Genomic DNA, 25,788 nt, shown 5'->3' on the forward strand with positions numbered 1-25,788 from the left:
TCGGCGGTTCTCGGGTGGGGGTCCGGTGGGTGGGTCGGGGCCGTGCCGGTACATCCCAGTCCGTCGCCGCTGGATCAGACGTGGGTCCAGGAGGGAACCGCTGCTCGATCCGAACGTAAGCGACGGACATCAGGGATGTACCGGCACGGCCCCTCCCGTGCGATCCCGGCTGCGGGCACGCTGTGGTGAGATCCAGCCCCTCCGGCGTTTGAGGAGCGGGGTCTGGGGCGGCCCCAGGGACGGGACGGGTAAGGGCGGCGGGGGCGAAAAAGGGCTGCTGGGCCGGCGGGACCCCGGGGGCGGGGCAACCGGCAGGACGGAAGCGGCCTCGGGTGGGTCGTGGCGCCGGGCCTCGGCTGCCCGGCGGAGGTCAGAGCAGGCCGACCGCGGTGTCCACCGCGGCTTCCACGCTGCCTTCGGCGGGGTAGAGCAGGGACCGGCCGACGACCATGCCCTGCACGGTGGGCAGTCGCAGCGCCTTGCGCCATCTCTCGTACGCCCCTTCCTGGTCCGTGCCGACCTCTCCGCCGAGCAGCACGGCGGGCAGCGTGGAGGCTTCCAGCACCTGGGCCATGTCGTCGGGGTCGCTGGTGACGGGCAGTTTGAGCCAGGTGTACGCGGAAGTTCCGCCGAGGCCGGACGCGATGGCGATGGACCGGGTGACGGCCTCGGCGCTCAGGTCGTTGCGGACCGCGCCCGTGTCCCTGTCGCGGCGGGATATGAACGGCTCGACGAAGAGCGGCAGTCGGCGTGCCGCCATGGCGTCGACGGCGCGGGCCGTGGTCTCCAGGGTCTTCAGGGAGCCGGGGTCGTCGTAGTCGATGCGCAGCAGGAGCTTTCCTGCGTCGAAGCGGAGCCGTTCGATGTCTTCTGCGCGGTGGCCGGTGAAGCGGTCGTCCATCTCGAAGGAGGCGCCGGCGAGTCCGCCGCGGTTCATGGAGCCCATCACGACCCTGTCCTCCAGGACGCCGAGGAGCAGCAGGTCCTCCAGGATGTCGGCGGTCGCGAGCACTCCGTCGACGCCGGGCCGGGACAGTGCCACACAGAGCCGTTCGAGGAGGTCGGCGCGGTTGGCCATGGCGAGCCGGTGGTCGCCGACGCCGAGGGCGCCGCGGGCCGGGTGGTCGGCGGCCACGATCATCAGGCGGCCGGTGTCGCCGATCAGCGGGCGGCGGACCCGGCGGGCGGCCGCTTCGGCGATGGCCTCCGGGTGCCGGGCGCGCACCGCGACGAGGTCGGGGATGCTGATACTCAAGTCAGGCTCCGTTCAGGGGTGGCGTCGGTCAGCCCGGTCAGGCGCGCGCGAGGAGGTTCTCGACCTCGGACCCGGTCGGCATCGCGGAGGAGCAGGCGAGGCGGGAGGCGACCAGCGCGCCGGCGGCGTTGGCGTACCGGACGATCCGTTCCAACTCCCAGCCGGACAGCAGGCCGTGGCAGAGGGAACCGCCGAACGCGTCGCCCGCACCGAGGCCGTTGACGACTTCCACCGGTACCGGCGAGGCCTCGGCCTCGGTGCCGTCGCGGTGGACGGCCAGTACACCCTTGGGGCCCTGTTTGACGACGGCGAGTTCGACTCCGGCGTCGAGGAGTGCCTCGGCGCAGGCGCGTGGTTCGCGTACTCCGGTGGCGATCTCGCACTCGTCGAGGTTGCCGACGGCGACCGTGGCATGGCGCAGGGCCTCGGCGTAGTACGGGCGGGCCGCCTCCGCTCCGCGGCTGTTCCAGAACATCGGGCGCCAGTCGAGGTCGAAGACCGTGATGCCGGTCCGGGCCCGGGCCTTCAGGGCGGCGAGGGTGGCCGAGCGGCTGGGTTCCTCGCTCAGGCCGGTCCCGGTGATCCAGAAGATGCGGGCCGCGCGGATGGCGAAGTAGTCGAGCTCGTCGGTGCGGATCTCCAGGTCGGGCGCCTTGGGCTGCCGGTAGAAGTACAGCGGGAAGTCGTCCGGCGGGAAGATCTCGCAGAAGGTGACCGGCGTCGGGTACGCGGCGACGGGGGTGACCCAGCGGTCGTCGACGCCGAACTCCTTGAGTTCCTCGTGGAGATAGGTTCCGAAGGGGTCCTGTCCGGTCCGGGTGATCACCGCGGTGGACCGGCCGAGGCGAGCGGCGGCCACGGCGACGTTGGCGGCCGAGCCGCCGAGGAACTTTCCGAAGGAGTCGACCCGGGCGAGCGGCACACCCGTCTGCAGCGGATAGAGGTCGACGCCGATGCGTCCCATGGTGATGAGGTCGAAGGCCTCTGCGGACTCAGCGGCGGCGACCCGGGGTACGGCGGACTCAGGCATGCGTGACGCTCCTGATGCGTGGGATGCGGGCAACGGGGCGCCCGATGCCTCTTAGGTGTAGGACTCCCGGCTCCACTCTGTCAAGACTTTGTACGGACATTCGGACCTGCTCCTGAAATGATGTCTTAACAAAGTATTGACAGGTGGGTGCAACAGGGACTTGTATCCCGTCCCAACGAAACCGCCGCTTCGACGCATCACACCCGGACCCGCCGTCCGGGTCCCGCACGGGCCCCGCGCCCCGCGCCGTCCCGTTCCCTTTCCCCCGGTCGCACAGTGAGGTGCTGGAAAGATGGATCGCACGTTCCACCCCCGTTCCCGGAGAATCGCCCCCCTCGTCGCCCTGGTCGCGGCGTCCGCACTGCTCGCCGCCGGCTGCTCCAGCGGCTCGGGCGGCAAGAAGTCCGAGGAGAACGGGGACGGTGCCGCCGCGGGCAAGGCGAACACCCCCCTGATGAAGGTCGCCCTGGTGACCCATCAGGCGCCCGGCGACACGTTCTGGGACATCGTCCGCAAGGGCGCCGAGGCCGCCGCCGCCAAGGACAACATCAAGCTCGTCTACTCCGCCGACCCGAACGCGGGCACGCAGGCCAACCTGGTCCAGAACGCGATCGACCAGAAGGTGGACGGCATCGCGATCACCCTGGCCAAGCCCGACGCCATGAAGGACGTGGTGGGCAAGGCGACTTCGGCCGGGATACCCGTCGTGGGTCTCAACTCGGGTCTCAGCGACTGGAAGAAGCTGGGCCTGACGGAGTTCTTCGGCCAGGACGAGACCGTCGCGGGTGAGGCGCTCGGCAAGAGGCTGAACTCGGAAGGCGCCAAGAAGGTCGTCTGCGTGGTCCAGGAACAGGGCAACATCGGCCTCACCCAGCGCTGCGACGGCGTGAAGAAGACGTTCAGCGGCAGCACCGAGAACCTGTACGTCAACGGCACCGACATGCCGTCCGTGAAGTCCACGATCACCGCGAAGCTCAAGCGGGACAAGGGGATCGACTACGTCGTCACGCTGGGCGCCCCGTACGCCCTGACCTCGGTGCAGTCGATCAGTGACGCCGGGAGCAAGGCGAAGGTCGCCACGTTCGACCTCAACAAGGACCTCACCGGCGCCATCAGCAAGGGCACCATCCAGTTCGCCGTCGACCAGCAGCCCTACCTCCAGGGCTACTTGGCGGTCGACTCGCTGTGGCTCTACAAGAACAACGGCAACTACAGCGGCGGCGGTGAGCAGCCGGTCCTGACCGGTCCGGCCTTCGTCGACAAGAGCAACGTCGACACCGTCGCCAAGTTCGCCTCGAAGGGCACTCGGTGATGGGCATGGCCCAGCAGGCCGATCCGGCGGTGACCGCACCGCCGGCCCCCGGCCCCCGCAGGACCGACGGCCGGACGGCGCAGCGCTCCCTGGCGCTGCGGCTGCTCGCCCGGCCCGAGGTCGGGGTGTTCCTCGGCGCCGTCGCCGTGTTCGTCTTCTTCCTGGTCGCGGCGCCGTCGGTACGCTCCGGCGGTTCGATGGCGACCGTGCTCTACCAGTCGTCGACGATCGGCATCATGGCGCTGCCCGTGGCACTGCTGATGATCGGCGGCGAGTTCGACCTGTCCGCCGGTGTAGCGGTGATCACCTCGGCGCTGACGGCGAGCATGCTCAGCTACCAACTGACCATGAACGTCTGGGCGGGTGTGGTCGTCGCACTCGTCGTCTCCCTCGCGATCGGGGCGTTCAACGGCTGGATGATGGTCCGCACCGGGCTGCCGAGCTTCCTGGTGACCCTCGGGACCTTCCTGATCCTGCAAGGCGTGAACCTCGCCGTCACCAAGCTGATCACGACCAACGTCGCCACCGACGACATCAGCGACATGGACGGATTCGGCCAGGCGAAGAAGGTCTTCGCCTCCTCCTTCGACGTCGGCGGCGTCCAGGTGAAGATCACCATCGTGTGGTGGCTGGTCTTCGCGGCGCTGGCCACCTGGGTGCTGCTGCGCACCAAGTACGGCAACTGGGTCTTCGCGGTCGGCGGCAACCAGGACAGTGCCCGCGCGGTCGGCGTACCGGTGACCTTCACCAAGATCACCCTGTTCATGACGGTCGGCTTCGGCGCCTGGTTCGTCGGCATGCACCAGCTGTTCTCGTTCAACACGGTGCAGTCGGGCGAGGGCGTCGGCCAGGAGCTGATCTACATCGCCGCGGCGGTGATCGGCGGCTGTCTGCTGACCGGCGGCTACGGCTCCGCGATCGGCCCGGTCTTCGGCGCCTTCATGTTCGGCATGGTGAACCAGGGCATCGTCTACGCCGGCTGGAACCCCGACTGGTTCAAGGCCTTCCTCGGCGTGATGCTGCTCGGCGCCACGCTCATCAATCTGTGGGTCCGCCGCACGGCGACCCGGAGGTGAACCGACCCATGACAACCAACGGATCCGGAACCGCGGGCGCCGTTCTCCCGGACACCCCGCCCGGGGAGGGCACCGCCGCGATCGTGGAACTGCGCGGCGCCGGCAAGTCGTACGGCAACATCCGCGCCCTGCACGGCGTCTCCCTGGCCGTCCGCCCCGGCCGGGTGACCTGCGTCCTCGGCGACAACGGCGCCGGCAAGTCCACCCTCATCAAAATCATCTCGGGGCTGCACCGGCACAGCGAGGGCGAGTTCCTGGTGGACGGCACGGCGGTGCGCTTCGGCACCCCGCGCGAGGCCCTCGCCAAGGGCATCGCCACCGTCTACCAGGACCTCGCGACCGTGCCGCTGATGCCGGTGTGGCGGAACTTCTTCCTCGGCTCCGAGATGACGAAGGGGCCCTGGCCCGTACGCCGTCTCGACATCGCGAGGATGAAGCGGACCGCCGACGAGGAACTGCGCAACATGGGCATCGTCCTCGCCGACCTCGACCAGCCGATCGGCACGCTCTCCGGCGGCCAGCGCCAGTCCGTGGCCATCGCCCGCGCGGTCTACTTCGGCGCCCGCGTCCTCATCCTCGACGAACCGACCGCCGCGCTCGGCGTCAAACAGTCCGGTGTCGTCCTGAAGTACATCGCCGCCGCCCGCGACCGCGGTCTCGGCGTCATCTTCATCACCCACAACCCGCACCACGCCTACATGGTCGGCGACCACTTCAGCGTGCTGCGCCTCGGCACGCTCGAACTCAGCGCCGACCGCAGCGAGGTCAGCCTGGAGGAACTCACCAACCACATGGCGGGCGGCGCCGAACTCGCCGCACTCAAGCACGAGTTGGCACAGGTGCGCGGGGTCGACGTGGAGGGGCTCCCCGAAGCGGAGGACCTCCGGACCCCGGCGCCCGCCCCCTCGGAAGGGACCTCCTGACATGGCAACTCCCCTGGACCGCATCCGCGTCGGCTCAGCCCCGGACTCCTGGGGCGTCTGGTTCCCCGACGACCCGAGGCAGGTCCCGTGGGAACGGTTCCTGGACGAGGTCACCGAGGCCGGATACTCCTGGATCGAGCTCGGCCCGTATGGCTATCTGCCGACGGACCCGGTCCGCCTCACCGCAGAGACCGACAAGCGCGGCCTGAAGGTGTCGGCCGGCACGGTCTTCACCGGCCTGCACCGCGGACCGTCCGTCTGGGACTCCACCTGGGCGCATGTCAGCCAGGTCGCCGCGCTCACCCGGGACATGGGCGCCCGGCATCTGGTGGTCATCCCCTCCTTCTGGCGGGACGACCGGACGGCGGAGATCATCGAGCCGCCGGAGCTGACCGCCGAGCAGTGGGCCCACCTCACCAAGGGCATGGAGCGGCTCGGCCACGAGGTCAAGGAGACGTACGGCCTCGACATCGTCGTGCACCCGCATGCGGACACCCACGTCGACACCGAGGAGCACGTCGAGCGCTTCCTCGACTCCACGGACTCCGACCTGGTCAACCTGTGCCTGGACACCGGGCACTACGCCTACTGCGGCGGCGACAGCGTCAAGCTCATCGAGACGTACGGCGAACGCATCGGCTATCTGCACCTCAAGCAGGTCGACCCCGCGGTCCTCGCCGCCGTCGTGCAGGACGAGGTGCCGTTCGGGCCCGCGGTCCAGCGCGGAGTGATGTGTGAACCGCCCACGGGGGTACCGGAGTTGGAGCCGGTACTCGTCGCGGCACAGCGCCTGGGCGTGGAGCTGTTCGCCGTCGTGGAGCAGGACATGTATCCCTGTGAGCCCGAGAAGCCGCTGCCCATCGCCACACGCACCCGCGCGTTCCTCCGCTCCTGCGGCGCCTGATCCATCGAAGGGACCACCGACCACATGACCCAGCACGGAACACTCGGGGTCGCTGTCATCGGCACCGGCCGGATGGGGGCCGATCATGTCCGCCGGATCACCGAGGTCATCAGCGGAGCGCGGGTGAGCGCGGTCGTGGACATCGACGCCGAGCGCGCCAAAGGGCTCGCCGGCGGCATCGACGGCTGCACCGCGTACACGGATCCGGCCTCGGCGCTGGCGGCGGACGACGTCGACGCCGTGGTCATCGCCTCCCCCGGCCCCGCTCACGAGGCGGCGCTGCTCACCGCGTTCGAGCACGACCTGCCGGTCCTGTGCGAGAAGCCGCTGACCCCGGACGCGGCCTCCGCGCTGCGGGTGATGGAGGCGGAGCGCGCACTCGGGCACCGGCGGGTCCAGGTCGGGTTCATGCGGCGCTACGACGCCGAATATCTGAAACTCAAGTCGCTCCTGGACGGCGGCGAGTTGGGTCGCCCGCTGATGCTGCACAACCGGCACCGCAACGCCGATGTCCTGCCGTACTTCACCGAGCAGATGCTCATCAACGACTCCGTCGTGCACGAGATGGATGCCGCCCGCTGGCTGCTCGGGCAGGAGATCACCGCGGTCACGGTGTTGAAGCCACGGCCCTCCGGCAACGCGCCCGACGGACTCTCCGACCCGCAGTTCGTCGTCCTGGAGACGGACGGAGGAGTGCTCGTGGATGTGGAGATCTACGTCAACTGCCGTTTCGGGTACCAGGTGCAGGCCGAGGCCGTCTGCGAGAACGGCACGGCACGGATCGGCGAGGCCCACGGGATGCTGGTCAACTCGGGCGGAAGGTGGGGTGGTTCGATCGCGCCGGACTTCGTGGAGCGGTTCCTGGAGGCGTACGACCGCGAGGTGCAGGCCTGGGTCGACGCCACACTGCGTGGCGAGGTCACCGGGCCCAGCTGCTGGGACGGGTACGCGGCGGCGGCGGTCTGCGAGGCGGGCGTCCGCGCCCAGGCCGAGGGCCGCCGCACGGAGGTCGATCTGATCGAGCGGCCCGCCCTCTACCGCTGAGCCGGGCCCTCCTGGGGACATCGTCGAGCGCGCCGGCGGTCCGCTCGAACGGACACCGTCGGCGCACTCGACCACACGGCCTCGCCCCGGCCTGCTGCCCGGGGCGAGCCGCTCTGCCCGGCCGCCGCGTCGGGCGCGTACCCGAGGATGCTCTTGACCTGCTGTCGTCCGCCGCGAGCGAGGCGGGTCCGTCCTGTCCGGGCTGACCGCCGGGGCGGCACCTCGCGCCCCGGATCACACCCCCTGAGGGGGACGGTTACGGTCCAGTAGGAACGGCTACGCTGGGATCATGCCGTCCACACGTCGTACAGCGCGCCAGACCGACCTGCTCGAGCGGCTGGTCGCGTTGCTGGTGGCGGAGGGTTTCGCAGCGTTCACCCTCGACGAGCTGACCGAGCGGCTGCACTGCTCGAAGACGACGCTGTACCAGCTGGCGGGCAGCAAGCAGGAGTTGGTCCGGGAAGCGGTGAAGCACTACTTCCGGGAGGCCGCCCAGGCCGTCGAGAAGCGGGTGGCCGACACCTCGGCGCCCTCCGAGCGTGTGGTCGTCTACCTGAACGCGGTCGCCCACCAGTTGAGGCCGCTGTCCCGGCAGTTCCTCGACGACATGGCCCAGTTCGAGCCGGCCCGCGAGGTGTACGAGGCCAATACGCGCCTCGCCGCGGGCAGGATCAGGCAGTTGATCGCGGACGGCGTGGCCGCGGGAGCGTTCCGTGACGTGCATGCCGCGTTCGTGGGCGAGGTCGTGGCCGCCACCATGCAGGAGATCCAGCGGGGCGAGGTCGCCGCCCGCACCGGGCTGAGCGACGCCGAGGCCTACGCCGAGCTGGCGTCACTCATCGTCCACGCCGTCTCCCCCTGACCTCGGCGCAGGGGGCCTCCGAGCCGACACCTCGGCCCAGCGGCACCGCCGCGGCTGTCCTGGTCGGACAGCCGGGAGGGGGCAAGGCCGTCGAGAGGCACGGCCGAGAAGCGCCGCTCCAGCGCGGCCACCGTGACGAGGTTCGCGTCGGCGGAGGCCCGGGCCCGGTTCCTGACCCGCTCACACCCCGCGGGCTCCTTGAGGCCGGCGGGGAACGACCGGCGGCCGCGCCGGACGATATCCGCCGCGCCGTCGAGGCCGAGCCACGGCCCCCGGCCGGGCGGGCGCTCGACGCGCACCACGTCGGCGCCGAGGTCGGCCGACACCATGGCCGCGCGCGGAGCCGGCCCGAGCCCCGAGCGTTCCGGGACACGTGAACCGGCAGTGACCCCGTGGATCCATCGGGGGACGCCATGGCCCGACGGTACCAAAAACGATACTGTTGTATCGCCTGGCGTATCAAAATCGTCAGGGCCGCGACCCGTCACCCCCGAGGACACGCCATGCCCGCGACCCGCACGCTCCCCACGTCGGAAGCCGTCGACCTGATCGCCCTGACCCGCGAGCTCGCCGAGAAGCAGCTCGCCCCGCGCGTCGCCGAGGCGGAGGCCGAGGAGCGGTTCCCGCGCGAGGTCTTCCGCACGCTCGGACGGGCCGGGCTGCTGAGCCTGCCCTACCCCGAGGAGCACGGCGGCGGTGACCAGCCCTACGAGGTCTACCTCCAGGTCGTCGAGGAGATCGCCACGGTGTGGGCGAGCGTCGCGGTGGGCGTCTCGGTGCACGCGCTGTCCTGCTTCGCCCTCGCCTCGTTCGGCACCGAGGAGCAGAAGAAGGAATGGCTCCCGGACATGCTCGGCGGCGAGCTGCTCGGCGCCTACTGCCTGTCCGAGGCCCATGCGGGTTCCGACCCGGGCGCGATGCGCACACGGGCCGTCCGGCACGGCGACGACTATGTGCTCAACGGCGCCAAGGCCTGGACCACGCACGGTGGGCACGCGGACTTCTACACGGTCATGGCCCGTACGTCCGACACGGGCTCGCGCGCCATCTCCTGCTTCCTCGTCCCGGCCGACACGCCTGGCGTGGTGGCCGATCCCCCGGAGCACAAGATGGGCCTGACCGGGTCCGCCACCGCCACCGTGCGGCTGGAGAACGTACGCGTCCCCGCCCACCGCCGGCTCGGCGAGGAGGGCGACGGGCTCAGGATCGCCTTCGCCGGGCTGGACTGCGGACGGCTCGGCATCGCGGCGGTGGCCACCGGCCTCTCCCAGGGGGCGCTGGACCACGCGCTGCGCTACTCGCGGGAGCGGGAGACCTTCGGCCGCCCCATCATCGAGCACCAGGGCCTGGCGTTCGTCCTGGCCGACATGGCCGCGGCGGTACAGGTCTCCCGGGCCACCACGCTCGCCGCCGCCCGCCTCAAGGACGAGGGACTTCCCTTCCAGTCCGAGGCGTCGATCGCCAAACTGATCGCCACCGACAACGCCATGAAGGTCACCACCGACGCGGTGCAGGTACTGGGCGGCGCCGGCTACACCCGCGATTTCCCGGTCGAGCGCTACATGCGCGAGGCCAAGGTCATGCAGATCTTCGAGGGCACCAACCAGATTCAGCGCCTGATCATCGGCCGCGCGCTGAAGGAGGACGAGCGCGGCAGCCTTCGCGTGCGCAAGACGGGCAAGTAGGACGCCCGAGTCTCGTGGAACCGGTGCTTGCGCGCTTCGGTGAGTGCGTACTCACCGCGGCGCAACCTCACCGAAGAACGTCTCCGCACGTGACCATCGCCGCCCGAGCGCCGATACTTCCGAGAGTGAGCTCCTCGCACCGCCGACCCGCTCGCCGGCCAGGCAGTCCGGCCGGTCGGCCACGTTCGCGACGGACGGGATCGGGCCCCATGAGCGCCCGATTCCCGAAACGGCGCCGCGCCGCGGTCGACGATTTGGCGGACCCACTTCTAACGTGGGCAGTGCAGGACAGGGGCCCGGCGACTCTTCTCACCAGGAGGTTCCCATGAAGATGCTCATCAACGTGGCGGAGACGGTGGTCGCGGACGCGCTGCGAGGCATGGCGGCAGCCCATCCGGAGCTGACGGTGGACGTCGAGAACCGCGTGATCGTACGCAGGGACGCCCCGGTCGCGGGAAAGGTGGGCCTCGTCTCCGGCGGCGGGTCCGGGCACGAGCCGCTGCACGGCGGATTCGTGGGCCCCGGGATGCTGTCGGCGGCCTGCCCCGGCGAGGTGTTCACCTCCCCGGTGCCGGACCAGATGCTGCGGGCCGCGGCCGCCGTGGACAGCGGTGCGGGCGTGCTGTTCATCGTCAAGAACTACACCGGCGACGTCCTCAACTTCGACATGGCGGCGGAGCTGGCCGAGGACGAGGGCATCCGGATCGCCAAGGTCCTCGTCAACGACGACGTGGCCGTCACCGACAGTCTGTACACGGCCGGGCGGCGCGGTACGGGCGCGACGCTGTTCGTGGAGAAGATCGCGGGCGCGGCCGCCGAAGAGGGCGCGCCCCTGGAGCGGGTCGAGGCGCTGGCCCGGCAGGTCAACGAGAACTCCCGCAGTTTCGGCGTCGCGCTCAGCGCCTGTACGACTCCGGCCAAGGGCAGCCCGACGTTCGATCTGCCATCCGGGGAGCTGGAACTGGGCGTCGGCATCCACGGCGAGCCGGGCCGGGAACGGCGCGCGATGATGACCTCGCGCGAGATCGCCGACTTCTCCGTGCACGCCGTCCTGGAGGATCTCGTGCCGCGCAATCCGGTGCTGGTCCTCGTCAACGGGATGGGCGCCACTCCCCTGCTGGAGCTGTACGGCTTCAACGCGGAGGTGCAGCGGGTGCTGACCGAGCGCGGCATCCCGGTGGCGCGCACCCTGGTCGGCAACTACGTCACCTCCCTCGACATGGCCGGCGCGTCGGTGACCTTGTGCCAGGTGGACGAGGAGCTGCTGCGTCTGTGGGACGCGCCGGTGAAGACGTCGGGGCTGCGCTGGGGCGTGTGAACCCGGTCGACGCGAGTCGGCTGCCGCCCGGCGTCAACCGGCACCAGGTCAACTTTCGTACCACGCAAGGAGATTCCGTGCTCGACGCCGATTTCTTCCGCCGCTGGATGACGGTGACCGCCGCGTCGGTGAACCGGGAGGCACAGCGGCTCACCGACCTGGACTCGCCCATCGGTGACGCCGACCACGGCAGCAATCTGCAGCGCGGATTCACCGCCGTGACCGCCACACTGGAGAAGGAGGCCCCGGAGACCCCCGGCGCCGTACTCACGATCGCCGGGAGGCAGCTGATCTCGACGGTCGGCGGCGCGTCCGGGCCGCTGTACGGCACCCTGCTGCGCCGGACCGGCAAGGCGCTCGGGGACGCCGCCGAGGTCACCGAGGAGCAGTTCACGGACGCGCTGCGCACGGGCGTCGACGCGGTCATGGCGCTGGGCGGAGCCGCACCCGGCGACAAGACCATGATCGACGCCCTGGTGCCCGCGGTCGACGCGCTGGCCGAGTCGTTCGCCGCGGCGAAGTCCGCTGCCGAGGAGGGTGCCGTCGCGACGACACCCCTGCAGGCCCGGAAGGGCCGGGCGAGCTATCTGGGCGAGCGCAGCATCGGGCACCAGGACCCGGGCGCCACGTCCTCCTCGCTACTGATCGCGGCACTCGTGGAGGCGGCCGATGAGTGACACCGAAGGCAAGCTCGTAGGCATAGTGCTGGTCTCGCACAGCGCCGCGGTCGCGGCGTCCGTCGCCGAACTGGCGACGGGTCTGGCCGGCGGCGGCACGACCGCTCCCGTCGCCCCGGCGGGCGGCACCGTGGACGGGGGCCTGGGCACCAGCGCCGAGCTGATCGCCGCCGCCGCGGCCTCGGTGGACCGCGGCGCCGGGATAGCCGTGCTCACCGATCTGGGCAGTGCCGTGCTCACCGTGAAGGCGCTGCTCGCCGAGGGCGACGAGCTCCCCGACAACACACGCCTGGTGGACGCCCCGTTCGTCGAGGGGACGGTGGCCGCGGTCGTCACGGCCTCGGCGGGCGGCGACCTCGCGGCAGTGGAAGCGGCGGCAGCGGAGGCGTACACCTACCGAAAGGTGTGAGAACCGGAGCCGCGGTGCCGCCGCGCCACCCGTGATGTACCAAGACAAGGGCATCCGCAGCAACGCCGTCGCTCCGGGCGGCACCAGGACCGCCATCACCGTGGACATCGAGGCCGGCGCCCACGCCCAGCCGTCCTCGGCGCGTACATGGGCAACGCCGGCCGGCCCACCGAGGCCGGGGAGCAGGCCGCCGCGATCGTGTTCCTCGCCTCGGACGCGGCGAGCAACATCAACGGCGTGATCCTGCACGTCGACAACGGCTGGGCGGCGGTCTGACGCACGGACCGGGGAGGCCGGGATTCCGGGACCGGGAGCCGGGGCTCCGGAAGCCGGAGCCGGGAGCCAGGGCTCTGGGAGCCGGGAGCCAGGGCTCTGGGAGCCGGGAGCCGGGAGCCGGGAGCCAGGGCTCCGGGAGCTGGGAGCCGGGGCGCCAGGGCCGCCCTCGTGACCCGGGCGCTTCCGGCACCGGGCCGCGGCGGCTCAGCGCCGGTTCACGTCGTTCACGAACTTCCGGGCCAGCCGCTCCCCCGTCGCCACCGCGGCGGCGTGGTCCTCGATAGGTGACACCCGGGAGTTCTTGAAGACGATGTAGGTGACACCGGAGGGCGTGCCGCCGCCGCGCGGATCGGGGCGGATCCCGAGCACCTCGGCCGTCGCGTACGAGGCCTCACCGATGATGTCCTGCGGGCCGGTGTCACCGACGACGGCGTACTGGACCCGGTCCTGGTAGATCACGGCCGCCACCGAGCCCGCCCCGATGCCGTGGTCCCGGAAGTTCCAGATGCCACTGGAGGCCGGGACGACGATGTAGGGCAGGGTCTCGGCGCTCAGGTATCGGCCGTCGGACTGCTGGAATGCCGTGGCGTCGGAGAAGAGCGGATCGGTACGGCTGTTGCACAGGGGGCCCGGTCTGCCGTCGCAGTCGATGTCCATGTCGGCCTTCCAGTAGACGGCCCCCTCGGCGCCGCAGACCGGGATGTCGGCACGGGTGCCGTCGTCGCTGCGGTAGCGCCCGTTCGAGACGACGGCGCAGCCACGCACCTTCGCCAGCAGGTCGGCGGCCGGAACAGCGCCCTCCCGCGTGGCCGCGGCGGGGCTGCCGGGGCGGCCTGCGGTGGGGGCGGTGGACAGCAACGCCGGGGCCGGGACGAGCAGGGCCGCGGCCGCCGCGGCCAGCCTCATCGGGTGGACACGCACGGTGGGAGACCCTCTCCTGGGGGACATGGACGCTCATTTGGCCAAATCTGGGGGGCGTCCGAGAGCGCGTCCACCGGGAGGGGGCCGGACGGTGCACGGTCACTTTCCCGGCCGCCGTACGGCCGAGGGCCCGAGCCACAACCGGCTCCGGCCACTCGACCGCACGCGTCGGCGCGGGATCAGCGACGACAGCGGTCCGCGCCGCGGGCAGGAACTCCCCTGATACCGGGGCGAGTTCACACCACGTCACGTTCTCAGCATACGTACCTCCGAGACGGTCCGGCCAACAGCCCACCCCTCCTCTTGATGTGGCCGCGTCAGCCGTGTCTTATAGGTACAGACCAATCCCGCCGAGGGAAGGCAGACCCGTGCGACGCGTTCCCCCCACCGTCCTGCGCGTGCTGGTGTGCGGCGCGCTGCTCGTGCTCGCGTCCTGCGGATGGGGGGCGCCGGCCTCGGGCCAGGGCGAACGGCAGCCGGCCGCGCCGATGGGCGTGACCGCCGCCGCGGGCAGCGCGACCAGCGTGCACGTCATGTGGAACCTGGCCTCCGAGGACCCGAAGGTCACCCGCTACGAGGTGTATCGCGGCACCACCAAGGTCAAGGAAGTGCCCGGTTCGGAGCACATGGTCGACGTCACCAGGCTCGAACCGTCCACCGCCTACGTCTTCACGGTCCGGGCCCGGAACGCCGCCGGGGTCCAGGGGCCGCTCAGCAAACGGGCGCGGGCCACCACCCCGGCGGCGGTCGCGGCCGATCGCACACCGCCCACACGCCCCGGCAGCCCGCACGGCAAGGCGGTCGGCAGCCGGGCGGTCCAGCTGTCGTGGGCGAAGTCGGCCGACGCGCGGGGGGTGGCGTCGTACGACATCTACCAGAGCACCTCGAAGATCCACAGTGTCGGCGGCACGCAGACGGCCACCGTCGTCACCGGGCTGCGGCCCGGCACGGCCTACGCCTTCACCGTGCGGGCCCGCGACGCGGCGGACAACCTCTCGCCGCCGAGCGCCACCGTTCCGGTCACCACGGCACCGGGTTCGGACGACGGCCGGGGCACGGCGCCGACCGGCTTCCGGGCGACGACCCACCGCAGCGACGGGGCGTACTACATCGACCTGACGTGGATCGCGCCCGAGGTCGACGGAGTGATCACGGAGTACCAGGTCCATCTCGACGGGCGTCCCGTGACCTCGCTCGTCTGGGGCACCGACCCGCCCCGCGACACCTCCACCTACAGCTTCTACATCGGCAGGGAGGCGGACGCGGCGCACCGGGTGCGGATCCGGGCGAAACTGCCCGACGGGAAGTGGGGAGGGTTCTCCGCGGAGCGTTCTGTGACGACGGGCCGACCGTGAGGGGGCGGGTGGGACGGCGGCGACGGGCCCCGCGGGCGGACGGCGACAGGCCCGACAGGCGGGCCCGGCCATAGGGCCGCATAGGGTTGCCCGTATGGCCCATAGGGAATCCAATGCTGGCGCGCCGCTCGACCTGACTCTGCTGCGCACGTTCCTCGCGGTGCACCGGGCGGGTTCCTTCACGGCGGCCGCGCGGTTGCTGGGCCTCTCCCAGCCGACGGTGACGACCCAGATGCGGTCCCTGGAGGAGCAGCTGGGCCGGGAGCTGTTCGAACGGGGGCCGCGGGGTGTGCTTCCCACGTCCGTGGCGGACGAGCTGGCCGCGCAGGTCGCGGCGCCGCTGGACGCGCTGGCGACGGTGGCGGACCGCGGTGGCCCCGGCGCCGGCCAGCCGCCGGACCCGGTCCAGGTGGCGGGCCCGGCCGAGCTGCTGTGCGCGCGGGTGCTGCCCGCGCTGGCGCCGCTCACGGCCCGGGGTGTACGGCTGCGGATCAGCACCGGGCTGACCGACGACCTCCTGGAGGGCCTGCGCGGCGGCCGCTTCGACCTGGTGATCGCCACGAGCCGGCCGCGCGGGCGTACCCTCGCGTCGGTCCCGCTGATGGACGAGGAGTTCGTGCTCGTCGCCTCCCCCGCCTGGGCCGAGCGCATCGGCCCCGACCGGGTGGCGGCGGAGGGGGCCGCGGCATTGCACGGCCTGCCCCTGGTCACGTACGCCGAGGACCTGCCCATCGCCCGCCGCTACTGGCGGCATGTCTTCGGGGTACGGCTGTCCGGGCAGGCCGCGATCACGGTGCCCGATCTGCGTGGCGTCCTCGCGGCGGTCGTCGCCGGTGCCGGGATCACCGTGCTCCCCCGCTACCTGTGCCAGGACGAGCTGGCCGCCGGCGCCCTGATCGCGCTGCTGACGCCCGAGGACCCGCCGATCAACACCGGCTACCTCACCCAGCGCCCCGGACCCTCGGACAATCCGCACGTCGTCCTGGTCCGGGACCGGCTGCTGCGGGCGGCCCGCACCTGGTGACCACGGCCGGGGAGGCCCGAACCCGCTGACTTTCCGCCGCGAACCGCCCCGCCGGGCGACTCCTCCCGGGGACGGTCCTCATCCGGTGACCGCCGCCGCGCAACTGATCGGATCCGGGGACGGCGGATCCACCGGCACAGCGCGCCGTCGGGTCCGCAGCATCCGCCGGCAGTGCGCCGGACGATGGAATTCGTCACCTGCCCGGTCCCCGTCCGCATGCGGGCCCGGCCCGGGGCACATTGGCTCGCTCTGAGGCAGCACGGGCCTTTCCAATCCTCGGCGGCGCATGGGATGTACCGCCAACCGTGCCGCTGGAGGGCAGTTATTATGCGTACCACTCAGACACTTCTCCGATCCGGCCTGACCGTGGCCGCCGCCGCTGCGCTTCCGCTCACCCTGGCCGCCCCGGCGGCCGTCGCCTGGGGTTCCGGGATCTCCGTGAGCACCACCGGCACCACGGTCTCTGTCACCACCAGTGCCTGCCCGAGCAACGGCAGCAGCTTCGGCGACGCCTCGTTGCTGTCCAGCGGGCAGGCGAACTTCGCCCAGGGGCGCCAGATGTCGCTCACCGGGACGAGCACCAGTCAGTCGGCGTCCTGGACGGGCGTGGGCCCCGGCACCTACACGGTCATCGTCGTCTGCCAGGACGGTTCGACGGCGGGCACCCAGTCGATCATCGTCTCGGCTCCCACGATCTCGGCGACGGCAACACCGACAGCGACAGCGACAGCGACAGCCTCGGCGGTTGCGACAGCCTCGGCCTCACCGTCGCGGGGTGTCATGGGCGGGCTCGGTGGGGCGGTGAAGGACTACGGCACGGCCACCGTCGTGGGCGGCGCGGCCCTGGTCGTGACCGGCACGGGGGCGGCGGCGTGGTTCCTGCGCCGCCGGTCCAAGCCCCACCGGCTCTGAACCGAAGTCCGTCACGTCGGGCGGCCGTTCCGTCGACTCCGGTCACGGGAGGGCCGCCTAGTCACGCCCGGGCAGTTTCTCGAACTCCGCCAGGGCGTGGGTGAGCCACTGGGTCCAGAAGGTCTCCAGGTCGATGCCGGCCCGCAGGACGAGGTGCCGCAGACGGTCCTCGGGGGTGTCCTTTCCCGGCGGGAAATCCCGCTCCTGGATCTCCTGGTACTCGGTCAACTGATGCCGGTGCAGGTCGAGATGGCGGCGAAGGTCCGCCTCGACGCCCTCGGTGCCGACGACCGCGGCGGCGCGCAGGCGCAACAGCATCGTGTCGCGCAGCGGCTTCGGGTCCTGGGAGGCGGCGGTCCAGCGGGCGAGTTCGGCACGGCCCGCGGGCAGGACTTCGTAGCTCTTCTTCTGACCCCGGGCGGGCTGCTGCGGCGCCAGGGCCCGGATGTACCCCTCGGCTTCCAGTTTCCCCAGCTCGCGATAGATCTGCTGATGCGTCGCCGACCAGAAGTAGCCGATCGACTTGTCGAACCGCCGGGTCAGTCCGAGGCCCGACGAGGGCTTCTCGAGCAGGGCGGTGAGGATCGCGTGCGGGAGTGACATGGGGTCATCCTAGGGAGGGCCGGAGGTGCCGCCCGGTGCCCGGCCGTGATCCGCCGGACACCGCGACAGCCCTTCCGTACGTCGTTTCTTCCGGTGCCCTAGAGAGCCGCCGCCAGTTCGGTGCCCTGCTTGATGGCACGCTTGGCGTCCAGTTCGGCGGCCACGTCGGCGCCGCCGATGAGGTGGACCCCGCGGCCGGTGGCGCGCAGCGCCTCGTACAGGTCCCGGCGCGGCTCCTGTCCGGTGCACAGCACGATGGTGTCGACCTCCAGGACCTGGCCGTGCCCGTCGACGGTGACGTGCAGTCCGGCGTCGTCGATCCGGTCGTACTGGACGCCCGGGACCATGGTGACGCCCCGGTGCTTGAGCTCGGTGCGGTGGATCCAGCCGGTGGTCTTGCCGAGTCCGGCTCCGACCTTGGACGCCTTGCGCTGCAGGAGGTGCACGGTGCGCGGCGGGGCGGGCCGTTCGGGGGCCGCGAGACCGCCGGGCGTCCGGTAGTCCATGTCGACGCCCCAGCTCCGGAAGTACGTCGACGGGTCCTCGCTCGCCTTGTCGCCGCTGTCGGTGAGGAACTCGGCGACGTCGAAGCCGATGCCGCCGGCGCCGAGGACGGCGACGCGGTCGCCGACGGGGGCTCCGTCGCGCAGGACGTCGAGGTAGCCGACGACGCTGGGGTGGTCGACGCCGGGGATCTCCGGGGTGCGCGGGCTGACGCCGGTGGCGACGACGACCTCGTCGTACGTCTCCAGGGTGTCCACGGTGGCCCAGGTGTTCAACCGGACGTCCACGCCGTGCAGTTCGAGCTGGGTACGGAAGTAGCGGATGGTCTCGTCGAACTCCTGCTTGCCGGGGACCTTGCGGGCCACGTTGAGCTGGCCGCCGATCTCGCCCGCGGCGTCGAAGAGGGTGACGGCGTGGCCGCGTTCGGCGGCGCTGACGGCACAGGCGAGTCCGGCGGGCCCGGCGCCCACGACGGCGACCGTCTTGCGCAGCCGGGTCGGCGCGAGGACCAACTCCGTCTCGTGGCAGGCGCGCGGGTTGACCAGGCAGGAGGTGATCTTGCCGCCGAAGGTGTGGTCGAGGCAGGCCTGGTTGCACCCGATGCAGGTGTTGATGGCCTCCGGGCGCCCGGCCTCGGCCTTGGCGACGAAGTCGGGGTCGGCGAGCATCGGCCGGGCGAGCGAGACCATGTCGGCGTGGCCGTCGGCGAGCAACTGCTCAGCGATCTCGGGGGTGTTGATGCGGTTGGTCGTGACCAGCGGGATCGAGACGGAGCCCATGACCTTCTTGGTCACCCAGGCGTACGCGCCGCGCGGCACCGAGGTCGCGATCGTGGGGATACGGGCCTCGTGCCAGCCGATGCCGGTGTTGATGATCGTCGCCCCGGCCGCCTCGACGGCCCGGGCGAGCGTGATGACCTCGTCGAGCGAGGAGCCGCCGGGCACCAGGTCGAGCATCGACAGGCGGTAGATGATGATGAAGTCGTCGCCGACGGCCTCGCGTACACGGCGGACGATCTCGACGGGGAAGCGCATCCGGTTCTCGTACGAGCCGCCCCAGCGGTCCTCGCGCCGGTTGGTCTGCAGGGCGATGAACTCGTTGATGAGGTAGCCCTCGGAGCCCATGATCTCGACGCCGTCGTAGCCCGCCTGCCGGGCGAGCCGGGCGGCGCGCGCGTAGTCGTCGATGGTCTGCTCGATCTCGGCGTCGCTGAGCTCGTGCGGCGGGAACGGGCTGATCGGGGCCTGCAGCGCGCTGGGGGCGACCAGGTCCTGGTGGTAGGCGTACCGCCCGAAGTGCAGGATCTGCATCGCGATCCTGCCGCCCTCGCGGTGCACCGCCGCGGTGATCCCGGCATGCTGTTCGGCCTCGGCCTCGGTGGTCAGCTTGGCACCGCCCTCGTACGGCCGTCCGGCGTCGTTGGGCGCGATGCCACCGGTGACGATCAGGCCGACGCCACCTCGCGCGCGGGCGGCGTAGAACTCCGCCATGCGCTCGAAGCCGCGCTCGGCCTCCTCCAGGCCCACGTGCATGGAGCCCATGAGCACGCGGTTGGGCAGGGTGGTGAAGCCCAGGTCGAGCGGGTTCAGCAGGTGCGGGTAACGGCTCATCTGGCCCTCCGTGCGCGGTGTCGTACGTCTGTTGTAGACGACGCGCCACGCATTATGCAACTAGTTGCACAATGAGGAGGATCACTCGGCCCGGGGCCGGAGGCCCACTCGGCCGAGAGCCACCCGGGCCACGAGTTCCGCGACCACGACGGGCTGGTCGACCATCACCAGATGGCCCGCGTCGGGGACCGCGACCATCGCCACGTTGGGGCTGGCTTCGAGCCCGGCCCGCTCCTCCTCCGCCAGTCCGACGTCGTCGTGGTCGCCGCGCACGACCCAGGCGGGCACGCCCGAGTCACGAAGCCGGGGGACGAGGGATCCGTACCGGTCCAGGTAGTCGAAGTAGTGCCGCATCGCGGTGCGGCAGAACGCCGGATCGTTCTTCTCGAACTCGGCGGTCAGCGCCTCGCGGCGGGCCGGGGGCAATTCGCTCACCATGACGCGGGGCGTCAGTTTGACCAGACCGGACCAGGTCAGCGCCCCGATGCCGGGCACCCGCCCGAGGCTGTTGGCGATCACGAGCGCCTTGTCCTCGTCGGATGCCGAGAACGTGGGGGAGAGCAGGACGACGGGACCGGTGAAGTGCCCGCCGGCCGCCATCTCCAGGGCGATGTTGGCGCCGATGCTGTGGCCGACCACGACAGCGCAGCCCCGCTCGGCGGCCAGGGCACCGGCCAGTGCCGCGTAGTTCTCCATGCCGAGATCGCGCGGTGGCGTGGTGCCCGCGTGACCCGGAACGGTCGCGGCCACCAACCGCACCGGCGCGGAGGCGAGCGGCGGTGCGGCGGCCAGGTCGTCGTAGAAGGCGGTGCTGCACATGCCGCCGGGCAGCAGCAGCACCTTCGTGCCCGCGTCGGCGGGCCCCGACTCCTTGATGTCCCATGCGTCGAACTTCTCGGGGGCACTGCTCATGTTCGGGCCTTCCTCCGGCGTCTGCGGACAGCCAGAGTGTGGCGCGCGGGGCGGGACAATCAGCAGATCAGGGCCCGAACGCGGCATGTCGCCCGTGTCGCCCCGCCCCCCACGTCAGGGCCTCACGCCGATCACCACGTTGGCGTACCCCTCCTCCGAGACGGCCAGCCGGGCGATCAGCCCGCAGCGGGCGAAGGCCTCGACGGCCACGGGCGCCTGGTGTTCGCTCGTCTCCACGAGAAGGCAGCCACCGCGGGCCAGCCACCGCGGGGCCTCGGCGGCGACCCGGCGCACGAGGTCGAGTCCGTCCGCGCCTCCGTCGAGGGCGACCAGGGGTTCGTGGTCACGGGCCTCCGACGGCAGCAGGCCGACCTCGTCGGTGGGGACGTACGGCACGTTGGCGGCCAGGACGTCGACGCGGCCCCGGAGGGTGTCGGGCAGCGCCGTGAAGAGGTCGCCCTCGTGGACCTGACCGGCGAACGGCGCGACATTGCGGCGCGCGCAGCGCACCGCGGCCGGGTCGATGTCGACGGCGTGCAGTTCGGGCCCGCCGAGGGACGCGGCGAGCGCTGCGCCGACCGCGCCCGAGCCGCAGCACAGGTCCACGACGAGGGACGCGCCCCGCGCGAGCGCGACGGCCTGGTCGACGAGGAACTCGGTGCGGCGGCGCGGCACGAAGACGCCGGGTTCGACGGTGATGCGCAGCCCGTGGAACTCCGCCCAGCCGAGGACGTGTTCGAGGGGCAGCCCCGCGACGCGCCGGTCCACCATCGCGGCGGCCTCGTCGGGAGTGCGGGCGGCGGAGAGGATCAACTCCGCCTCGTCCTCGGCGAAGACGCATCCGGCGGAGCGGAGCGCGGCGACCAAAGGGTCTGCGGAACCAGGGACATCAGGAGAAAAGGGAGGCATGAAGCCGAGAGCCTTTCGACGAGCCGAAGGGCGCTCCCACGGTCACCCGGAGACGGTGACCGTATTGCCTGGAGAGGAGAGCACCCGACCTGACACAGCGGTAATGGGACTCACCTCCTCGGCAACTCATCGGCCGAGACGGACCACGGCCGGGACGGCCACCTTACAGGAACGATCAGTTGGCGACAGGCTCCTACGGCCGTCCGTCGCCGGAGCCGACGTGCGGCGCGAGGCCGCTGCGCGCGGGCCGTCGCGGGCGGCCGGTGAGCCCGCGGCCGGGAACCGTCGCATCCCCTTCGGTCGGCCTGCGCAACTCTCTCCACACCCTGCCAAGTTGTACTATGCAACCAGGGCGGCGAAGGGAGGTCCCGCGATGGCGTCCGAAGGGGCCGGTGAGGCCGGGACGACGGACAGCACGACGGCCGCCGACGGCACGACGGCCACGGACGGCACGACCGGCGACGCGTCCGTGGAGACCATCCAGCGGGAGATGACGGTGTTCGCGCGGCGGGCCCGCGCCTCGGCGGGACGCATGCATCCCGAGCTGTCCCTGGTCTCGTACACCCTCCTCGGCCATCTGGAGGAGATCGGCGGCTGCCGTGCCACGGACCTCGCCGCGCACTACGCGCTGGACAAGTCCACGGTGAGCCGTCAGGTGGCGGCGCTGGAGCGGGCCGGTCTGATCGAACGCCGGATGGACCCCGACGACCACCGCGTCCAGGTGCTGCATCTGACGGAGGCGGGCACGGAGATCCTCGCCCAGGTGACCCGCAGTCGCCGTGCGGCGTTCCGCCAGCGGCTCACGGGCTGGTCCGAGGAGGACCTCGCCCGCTTCGCCTCGTATCTGCTGCGCTACAACGCCACGGGTAGCGCCACCGCCCCGGAGACGCCGGACGGCAGGCCGCCGAGGAACTGAGCGGACCGTCCCCACGGCCTGCCACGGGCTCGGCGGCGCGGTCTCACCCCACGCCCACGGCCCGCCCGTCGCCCAGGTGCTCGGGCACCCGCGCCGCCATGAAGCGGGTCCTGCGGCGCAGCTTGAACCCCAGGGACTCGTAGAGGCGGACGGCGTTGCTGTTGCCTGCGCCGGTGTGCAGGAACGGGGTCTCGCCGCGTTCACGGATGCCGTGCGCGACAGCCAGGATCAGGCGACTGGCCAGGCCTTCACCCCGGTGCGCGGAATCGGTGCAGACCGCGCTGATCTCGGTCCAGCCCGGCGGATGGAGCCGCTCCCCCGCCATGGCGACAAGGATGCCGTCCCGTCGGATCCCTAGATACGTGCCGAGCTCGACGGTGCGCGACAGGAAGGGACCGGGCCGTGTCCGTTCCACCAGCTCGAGCATCTCCGGCACGTCGGCGGGGCCGAGCGGCACCGCCTCGGCGTCCGGCGCCGCTGCGAGCCCGTCGTCCACGAGCTGGACGCCGTCGATGCTGAAGGTCACCTCCCAGCCGTCCGGGGTCCGCCCGCCGAACCCGGCCAGCGGAGCCTCGCCACCGGGCCCCACCAGGGCCGCCAGATCCGCCCAGTCCTCGGCGCCCGGATCGTCCGGCAGCGCCAGCCAGGGCGACACGTCCACGGGGTAGCGCAGGACGCGTCCACGGCGTTCGGCGAAGTGGGCGTGGGGCCCGGTGAGCGAGCCGAGGGCCGGGTTGTCGAGGGGATGGACGCTCATGCGGTCACCTCGATCACGATCTTGCCGCGGGCGTGCCCGTCCTCGACGGTGCGCAGCGCCTCGGCGGCACGGTCGAGCGGGAACGTCCGGGTGACGAAGGGGCGCAGCCTGCCGTCGGCGGCGAGCCGGCCCACCTCGTCGAGCACGGCGGCCGTACGGGCCCGCTCGACGCCCGCGCCGCCGAGCTTCGCCACCGTCTCGCGGTCGGCGGCGGTGATCAGCTTCGTACGGTCGGCCAGCAGCGTCGCCGCGGCCTCCAGCACCGCTCCCCCGACGAGGTCGAACACGGCGTCCACCCCGTCCGGCGCCGTCGCGCGCAGCCGCTCCGCGAGGTCCGGCCCCGACGGGACGTGCACGGCTCCGAGCGACTCGACGAAGTCCTTCTTGCCCTCGCTCGCGACCCCGAGGACCCGCAGCCCGGAGGCCCGCGCGATCTGGACGGCGGCGACCCCGACTCCGCCGCCCGCACCGGTCACCAGCAGGGTCGCGTCCGCGGGCAGGCCGAGCTGCCGGATTCCGTCGTACGCCGTCGCCGCCGCGACGGGCAGGGCCGCGGCGTCCGCGAACGACAGCCCGGCGGGCTTGTGCGCCGTGACGGCGACGGGCAGCACGGCGTACTCGGCGTATCCGCCGTCCACCGGGTTGCCGAAGACCTCGTCCCCGACGGCCAGACCGGTCACGCCGGCGCCGGCCTCCACGACGACCCCGGCGACCTCGTTGCCGAACACGGCGGGCAGCGCGCGCTGCGGGCCGCCCGGGCGGCGGTGGCCGGTGCGCTGCTTCCAGTCGACGGGGTTCACGCCGGCCGCGCGTACCGCGACGAGGACCTCGCCGGGGCCGGGGCTCGGGCGGTCCCGCTCCACCAGGGCCTCGGTCTCCGGGCCCCCGAACCGTGTGAAGACGTACGCCTTGGGCATCTGCTCCCTCACTCTCCTTCGCTGTCGTCACCGGTCGTCGCGGCCCCGCTCACCGATTGTGCGTGTACGAGCCACCGGAGTCGGCATCAGCAGCAAGGATGATCGCGGCGCGACTATTCCCGGGCGCCGGGAGAGTTCATACGGCCGCAATGATCAGAGCTCCGCACCGGCTCGGAGAACGGTCCGCTTGCGCGTACGGTTGAATGGTTAAACACCGGCGCGCACCCGCGAGACCGACCTGTGGGTGCGCGCCGATCACGCTCGATCCGCGGGCCGCCGTTCCCGGCGGTCCTGGAGGCCCCACCCGTATGAACGTCACGCGAGGCTTCACCGGGCGCCCGCGCGCCCACGACCCCGGACTCCCGCCCGGTCAGTACGACGCCGGCGACGACTGGCCCGTCCTGTCCGCCGAGGTCACCCCGGACCTGTCCGCCGCCGACTGGACCCTGCGGATCGACGGCCTGGTGGCCGAGCCGCGCACCTGGGACTGGGCCCAGGCACACACGCTGCCCCCCTCGGTGTACGAGGGAGACATCCACTGCGTGACGAGCTGGTCGAAGTTCGGGGTGCGGTTCGGGGGCGTGTCGCTGGACACGTTCCTGGAGGCCGTACGACCGGACCCGGCCGCCACCCACGCGGTCGCGTACGCGCACACCGGGTACACCGCGAACCTCCCGCTGGCCGACCTCACCGGCGGCCGCGCCTGGATCGTGTGGGACTACGACGGCGAACCGCTGCCCGCCGAACACGGCGGCCCCGCACGGCTGATCGTGCCGCATCTGTACTTCTGGAAGAGCGCCAAGTGGATCGCGGGCATCCGGATCCTCGACCACGACGAGCCGGGCTTCTGGGAGCAGAACGGCTACCACGCCCGCGGCAACCCCTGGGAAGAGCAGCGCTACTCCGGTGACTGAGACGACGACAGCAGCCTTCGTACCGCCCACACGGTTCGCCGTGCCCGGACGCATCGCCGTGAACACCCGAACGGCCACCACCTGGCAGACCGCCACCCTCACCGGCATCCGCCGCGAGACCGCGCACGCGGCGACCTTCCGATTCGCCGTGCCCGCGTGGGAGGGACATCTGCCCGGCCAGCATCTGATGCTGCGGCTCACCGCCGGGGACGGGTATGTGGCGCAGCGCCACTACTCCATCGCGTCCTCCCCCGACGACACCGGTCACATCGAACTGACCCTGGACCATGTCGACGGCGGCGAGGTCTCCGGCTGGTTCCACACCGTGGCCCGGCCCGGCGACTCCGTCGAGGTGCGCGGCCCGCTCAGCGGCTTCTTCGCCTGGCCCGGGGACCGGCCCGCACTCCTCGTCGGCGCCGGCTCCGGTGTCGTACCGCTGATGTCGATGCTGCGTCACCACCGCGCACAGGCCCTGGACGTACCGGTGCGCCTTCTCGTCTCCGCGCGGAGTCCCGAAGAGCTCATCTACGCAAGGGAGTACGGCGCGGAGACCGCAGCGGTCTTCACACGGAGTGCCCCGGAGGGTGTGCGTGTCGGACGTATGGCCGCCACACATGTGGCGCCGCTCCTTGCCGAGCAGCCGCCCGGTGGGTGGGAGGCCTACGTCTGCGGTTCCAACGGATTCGCCGAGCACGCCTCGCGGTTGCTGGTAAAGGCGGGGCAGCCGGTGGACCGGATCCGGATCGAGCGGTTCGGCTAGTAG

At 71.7% G+C, this 25,788-nt stretch carries 26 protein-coding genes and 1 pseudogene; 17 read left to right on the forward strand and 10 right to left on the reverse strand.

All coding sequences use genetic code 11. The features are described 5' to 3' along the window. Positions 1 to 370 precede the first annotated feature (370 nt). Complete coding sequence (locus ACWD68_RS07505) at positions 371 to 1,255, reverse strand: Cgl0159 family (beta/alpha)8-fold protein (RefSeq protein WP_451805531.1); 885 nt, start codon at positions 1,253 to 1,255, stop codon at positions 371 to 373. A 37-nt stretch (positions 1,256 to 1,292) separates the two neighbouring features. Further along, positions 1,293 to 2,285, reverse strand: coding sequence for a 5-dehydro-2-deoxygluconokinase (gene iolC, locus ACWD68_RS07510; protein ID WP_451805532.1), 993 nt, complete (start codon positions 2,283 to 2,285; stop codon positions 1,293 to 1,295). Positions 2,286 to 2,577: 292 nt separating this feature from the next. On the opposite strand from iolC, the gene ACWD68_RS07515 reads away from it, so the two are divergent. The 6 genes from ACWD68_RS07515 to ACWD68_RS07540 all read left to right on the forward strand — a co-directional run bounded on the left by ACWD68_RS07515 (position 2,578) and on the right by ACWD68_RS07540 (position 8,406). Further along, positions 2,578 to 3,597 (forward strand): sugar ABC transporter substrate-binding protein, encoded by a 1,020-nt coding sequence (locus ACWD68_RS07515; RefSeq protein ID WP_451805533.1) that lies wholly within the window; start codon positions 2,578 to 2,580, stop codon positions 3,595 to 3,597. Continuing rightward, positions 3,597 to 4,673, forward strand: a complete 1,077-nt coding sequence (locus tag ACWD68_RS07520) for an ABC transporter permease (protein ID WP_451805534.1) — start codon at positions 3,597 to 3,599, stop codon at positions 4,671 to 4,673. Before ACWD68_RS07515 ends, ACWD68_RS07520 begins: the two co-directional genes overlap by 1 nt. Positions 4,674 to 4,681: 8 nt before the next feature. Next, the gene (locus ACWD68_RS07525) at positions 4,682 to 5,596 is read left to right on the forward strand and encodes an ATP-binding cassette domain-containing protein (protein WP_451805535.1); all 915 of its coding nucleotides are present in this window, start codon (positions 4,682 to 4,684) and stop codon (positions 5,594 to 5,596) included. Position 5,597: 1 nt separating this feature from the next. Then, positions 5,598 to 6,500, forward strand: coding sequence for a sugar phosphate isomerase/epimerase family protein (locus tag ACWD68_RS07530; protein WP_451805536.1), 903 nt, complete (start codon positions 5,598 to 5,600; stop codon positions 6,498 to 6,500). A gap of 24 nt (positions 6,501 to 6,524) precedes the next feature. Beyond that, complete coding sequence (locus ACWD68_RS07535; protein ID WP_451805537.1) at positions 6,525 to 7,544, forward strand: Gfo/Idh/MocA family protein; 1,020 nt, start codon at positions 6,525 to 6,527, stop codon at positions 7,542 to 7,544. 289 nt (positions 7,545 to 7,833) lie between these two features. After that, positions 7,834 to 8,406, forward strand: a complete 573-nt coding sequence (locus ACWD68_RS07540) for a TetR/AcrR family transcriptional regulator (protein ID WP_351134721.1) — start codon at positions 7,834 to 7,836, stop codon at positions 8,404 to 8,406. On the opposite strand, the gene ACWD68_RS07545 is transcribed toward ACWD68_RS07540, so the two are convergent. Continuing rightward, entirely contained in the window at positions 8,361 to 8,735 is a 375-nt protein-coding gene (locus ACWD68_RS07545) for a hypothetical protein (RefSeq protein ID WP_451805538.1), read from the reverse strand. The two genes, ACWD68_RS07540 and ACWD68_RS07545, sit on opposite strands and share 46 nt — an antisense overlap. Positions 8,736 to 8,909: 174 nt before the next feature. Here ACWD68_RS07545 and ACWD68_RS07550 point away from each other — a divergent pair, with 174 nt between their 5' ends. The 5 genes and pseudogenes from ACWD68_RS07550 to ACWD68_RS07570 all read left to right on the forward strand — a co-directional run. Further along, complete coding sequence (locus ACWD68_RS07550) at positions 8,910 to 10,091, forward strand: acyl-CoA dehydrogenase family protein (protein ID WP_451805539.1); 1,182 nt, start codon at positions 8,910 to 8,912, stop codon at positions 10,089 to 10,091. A 325-nt stretch (positions 10,092 to 10,416) separates the two neighbouring features. Next, positions 10,417 to 11,409, forward strand: a complete 993-nt coding sequence (dhaK, locus tag ACWD68_RS07555; protein ID WP_451805540.1) for a dihydroxyacetone kinase subunit DhaK — start codon at positions 10,417 to 10,419, stop codon at positions 11,407 to 11,409. A gap of 77 nt (positions 11,410 to 11,486) precedes the next feature. Beyond that, a complete protein-coding gene (gene dhaL / locus ACWD68_RS07560) occupies positions 11,487 to 12,086 on the forward strand; it encodes a dihydroxyacetone kinase subunit DhaL (RefSeq protein WP_451805541.1) in 600 nt (199 codons plus the stop codon). Further along, the gene (locus ACWD68_RS07565; protein ID WP_451805542.1) at positions 12,079 to 12,495 is read left to right on the forward strand and encodes a PTS-dependent dihydroxyacetone kinase phosphotransferase subunit DhaM; all 417 of its coding nucleotides are present in this window, start codon (positions 12,079 to 12,081) and stop codon (positions 12,493 to 12,495) included. The genes dhaL and ACWD68_RS07565 overlap by 8 nt, the downstream gene beginning before the upstream one ends. A gap of 31 nt (positions 12,496 to 12,526) precedes the next feature. Continuing rightward, positions 12,527 to 12,771 (forward strand): annotated as a pseudogene (locus ACWD68_RS07570) (SDR family oxidoreductase); the annotation flags it as partial. A gap of 204 nt (positions 12,772 to 12,975) precedes the next feature. On the opposite strand, the gene ACWD68_RS07575 reads toward ACWD68_RS07570, so the two are convergent. After that, positions 12,976 to 13,692 (reverse strand): glycoside hydrolase family 75 protein, encoded by a 717-nt coding sequence (locus tag ACWD68_RS07575; RefSeq protein ID WP_451805702.1) that lies wholly within the window; start codon positions 13,690 to 13,692, stop codon positions 12,976 to 12,978. A 368-nt stretch (positions 13,693 to 14,060) separates the two neighbouring features. On the opposite strand from ACWD68_RS07575, the gene ACWD68_RS07580 reads away from it, so the two are divergent. The 3 genes from ACWD68_RS07580 to ACWD68_RS07590 all read left to right on the forward strand — a co-directional run bounded on the left by ACWD68_RS07580 (position 14,061) and on the right by ACWD68_RS07590 (position 16,983). Next, on the forward strand, positions 14,061 to 15,047 hold the full coding sequence (locus ACWD68_RS07580) for a fibronectin type III domain-containing protein (RefSeq protein WP_451805543.1): 987 nt from the start codon (positions 14,061 to 14,063) through the stop codon (positions 15,045 to 15,047). A gap of 94 nt (positions 15,048 to 15,141) precedes the next feature. Further along, entirely contained in the window at positions 15,142 to 16,071 is a 930-nt protein-coding gene (locus tag ACWD68_RS07585; RefSeq protein WP_451805544.1) for a LysR family transcriptional regulator, read from the forward strand. Between the two features lie 327 nt (positions 16,072 to 16,398). Beyond that, entirely contained in the window at positions 16,399 to 16,983 is a 585-nt protein-coding gene (locus ACWD68_RS07590; protein ID WP_451805545.1) for a hypothetical protein, read from the forward strand. A gap of 57 nt (positions 16,984 to 17,040) precedes the next feature. Here the strand turns inward: ACWD68_RS07590 and ACWD68_RS07595 are convergent, their stop codons facing one another. From ACWD68_RS07595 to ACWD68_RS07610, 4 genes are all read right to left on the reverse strand, one after another. Beyond that, positions 17,041 to 17,586: a PadR family transcriptional regulator gene (locus tag ACWD68_RS07595; protein WP_451805546.1), complete on the reverse strand. Its 546-nt coding sequence runs from the start codon at positions 17,584 to 17,586 to the stop codon at positions 17,041 to 17,043. Positions 17,587 to 17,684: 98 nt separating this feature from the next. Then, positions 17,685 to 19,700, reverse strand: a complete 2,016-nt coding sequence (locus ACWD68_RS07600) for an oxidoreductase (RefSeq protein WP_451805547.1) — start codon at positions 19,698 to 19,700, stop codon at positions 17,685 to 17,687. Positions 19,701 to 19,781: 81 nt separating this feature from the next. After that, entirely contained in the window at positions 19,782 to 20,612 is an 831-nt protein-coding gene (locus tag ACWD68_RS07605) for an alpha/beta fold hydrolase (RefSeq protein WP_451805548.1), read from the reverse strand. Between the two features lie 114 nt (positions 20,613 to 20,726). Beyond that, positions 20,727 to 21,521, reverse strand: a complete 795-nt coding sequence (locus ACWD68_RS07610) for a putative protein N(5)-glutamine methyltransferase (protein ID WP_451805549.1) — start codon at positions 21,519 to 21,521, stop codon at positions 20,727 to 20,729. 490 nt (positions 21,522 to 22,011) lie between these two features. Here ACWD68_RS07610 and ACWD68_RS07615 point away from each other — a divergent pair, with 490 nt between their 5' ends. Then, complete coding sequence (locus ACWD68_RS07615; RefSeq protein ID WP_451805703.1) at positions 22,012 to 22,437, forward strand: MarR family winged helix-turn-helix transcriptional regulator; 426 nt, start codon at positions 22,012 to 22,014, stop codon at positions 22,435 to 22,437. A 43-nt stretch (positions 22,438 to 22,480) separates the two neighbouring features. Here the strand turns inward: ACWD68_RS07615 and ACWD68_RS07620 are convergent, their stop codons facing one another. Then, a complete protein-coding gene (locus tag ACWD68_RS07620) occupies positions 22,481 to 23,194 on the reverse strand; it encodes a GNAT family N-acetyltransferase (RefSeq protein WP_451805550.1) in 714 nt (237 codons plus the stop codon). Next, positions 23,191 to 24,111, reverse strand: coding sequence for an NADP-dependent oxidoreductase (locus ACWD68_RS07625; RefSeq protein ID WP_451805551.1), 921 nt, complete (start codon positions 24,109 to 24,111; stop codon positions 23,191 to 23,193). Before ACWD68_RS07625 ends, ACWD68_RS07620 begins: the two co-directional genes overlap by 4 nt. Before the next feature lie 308 nt (positions 24,112 to 24,419). Here ACWD68_RS07625 and ACWD68_RS07630 point away from each other — a divergent pair, with 308 nt between their 5' ends. Further along, entirely contained in the window at positions 24,420 to 25,025 is a 606-nt protein-coding gene (locus ACWD68_RS07630; protein ID WP_451805552.1) for a sulfite oxidase-like oxidoreductase, read from the forward strand. Then, entirely contained in the window at positions 25,018 to 25,785 is a 768-nt protein-coding gene (locus ACWD68_RS07635; protein ID WP_451805553.1) for a ferredoxin reductase, read from the forward strand. The genes ACWD68_RS07630 and ACWD68_RS07635 overlap by 8 nt, the downstream gene beginning before the upstream one ends. Positions 25,786 to 25,788: the final 3 nt, after the last annotated feature.

Source organism: Streptomyces sp. NPDC005141 (assembly GCF_053599975.1).

Bases quoted from the DNA above. Each gene is read 5' to 3' on its own strand.
- iolC (WP_451805532.1), bottom strand. From the start codon at position 2,285: ATGCCTGAGTCCGCCGTACCCCGGGTCGCCGCCGCTGAGTCCGCAGAG.
- ACWD68_RS07515 (WP_451805533.1), top strand. From the start codon at position 2,578: ATGGATCGCACGTTCCACCCCCGTTCCCGGAGAATCGCCCCCCTCGTC.
- ACWD68_RS07520 (WP_451805534.1), top strand. From the start codon at position 3,597: ATGGGCATGGCCCAGCAGGCCGATCCGGCGGTGACCGCACCGCCGGCC.
- ACWD68_RS07525 (WP_451805535.1), top strand. From the start codon at position 4,682: ATGACAACCAACGGATCCGGAACCGCGGGCGCCGTTCTCCCGGACACC.
- ACWD68_RS07530 (WP_451805536.1), top strand. From the start codon at position 5,598: ATGGCAACTCCCCTGGACCGCATCCGCGTCGGCTCAGCCCCGGACTCC.
- ACWD68_RS07535 (WP_451805537.1), top strand. From the start codon at position 6,525: ATGACCCAGCACGGAACACTCGGGGTCGCTGTCATCGGCACCGGCCGG.
- ACWD68_RS07540 (WP_351134721.1), top strand. From the start codon at position 7,834: ATGCCGTCCACACGTCGTACAGCGCGCCAGACCGACCTGCTCGAGCGG.
- ACWD68_RS07545 (WP_451805538.1), bottom strand. From the start codon at position 8,735: ATGGTGTCGGCCGACCTCGGCGCCGACGTGGTGCGCGTCGAGCGCCCG.
- ACWD68_RS07550 (WP_451805539.1), top strand. From the start codon at position 8,910: ATGCCCGCGACCCGCACGCTCCCCACGTCGGAAGCCGTCGACCTGATC.
- dhaK (WP_451805540.1), top strand. From the start codon at position 10,417: ATGAAGATGCTCATCAACGTGGCGGAGACGGTGGTCGCGGACGCGCTG.
- ACWD68_RS07565 (WP_451805542.1), top strand. From the start codon at position 12,079: ATGAGTGACACCGAAGGCAAGCTCGTAGGCATAGTGCTGGTCTCGCAC.
- ACWD68_RS07585 (WP_451805544.1), top strand. From the start codon at position 15,142: ATGGCCCATAGGGAATCCAATGCTGGCGCGCCGCTCGACCTGACTCTG.
- ACWD68_RS07590 (WP_451805545.1), top strand. From the start codon at position 16,399: ATGCGTACCACTCAGACACTTCTCCGATCCGGCCTGACCGTGGCCGCC.
- ACWD68_RS07595 (WP_451805546.1), bottom strand. From the start codon at position 17,586: ATGTCACTCCCGCACGCGATCCTCACCGCCCTGCTCGAGAAGCCCTCG.
- ACWD68_RS07600 (WP_451805547.1), bottom strand. From the start codon at position 19,700: ATGAGCCGTTACCCGCACCTGCTGAACCCGCTCGACCTGGGCTTCACC.
- ACWD68_RS07605 (WP_451805548.1), bottom strand. From the start codon at position 20,612: ATGAGCAGTGCCCCCGAGAAGTTCGACGCATGGGACATCAAGGAGTCG.
- ACWD68_RS07610 (WP_451805549.1), bottom strand. From the start codon at position 21,521: ATGCCTCCCTTTTCTCCTGATGTCCCTGGTTCCGCAGACCCTTTGGTC.
- ACWD68_RS07615 (WP_451805703.1), top strand. From the start codon at position 22,012: ATGACGGTGTTCGCGCGGCGGGCCCGCGCCTCGGCGGGACGCATGCAT.
- ACWD68_RS07620 (WP_451805550.1), bottom strand. From the start codon at position 23,194: ATGAGCGTCCATCCCCTCGACAACCCGGCCCTCGGCTCGCTCACCGGG.
- ACWD68_RS07625 (WP_451805551.1), bottom strand. From the start codon at position 24,111: ATGCCCAAGGCGTACGTCTTCACACGGTTCGGGGGCCCGGAGACCGAG.
- ACWD68_RS07630 (WP_451805552.1), top strand. From the start codon at position 24,420: ATGAACGTCACGCGAGGCTTCACCGGGCGCCCGCGCGCCCACGACCCC.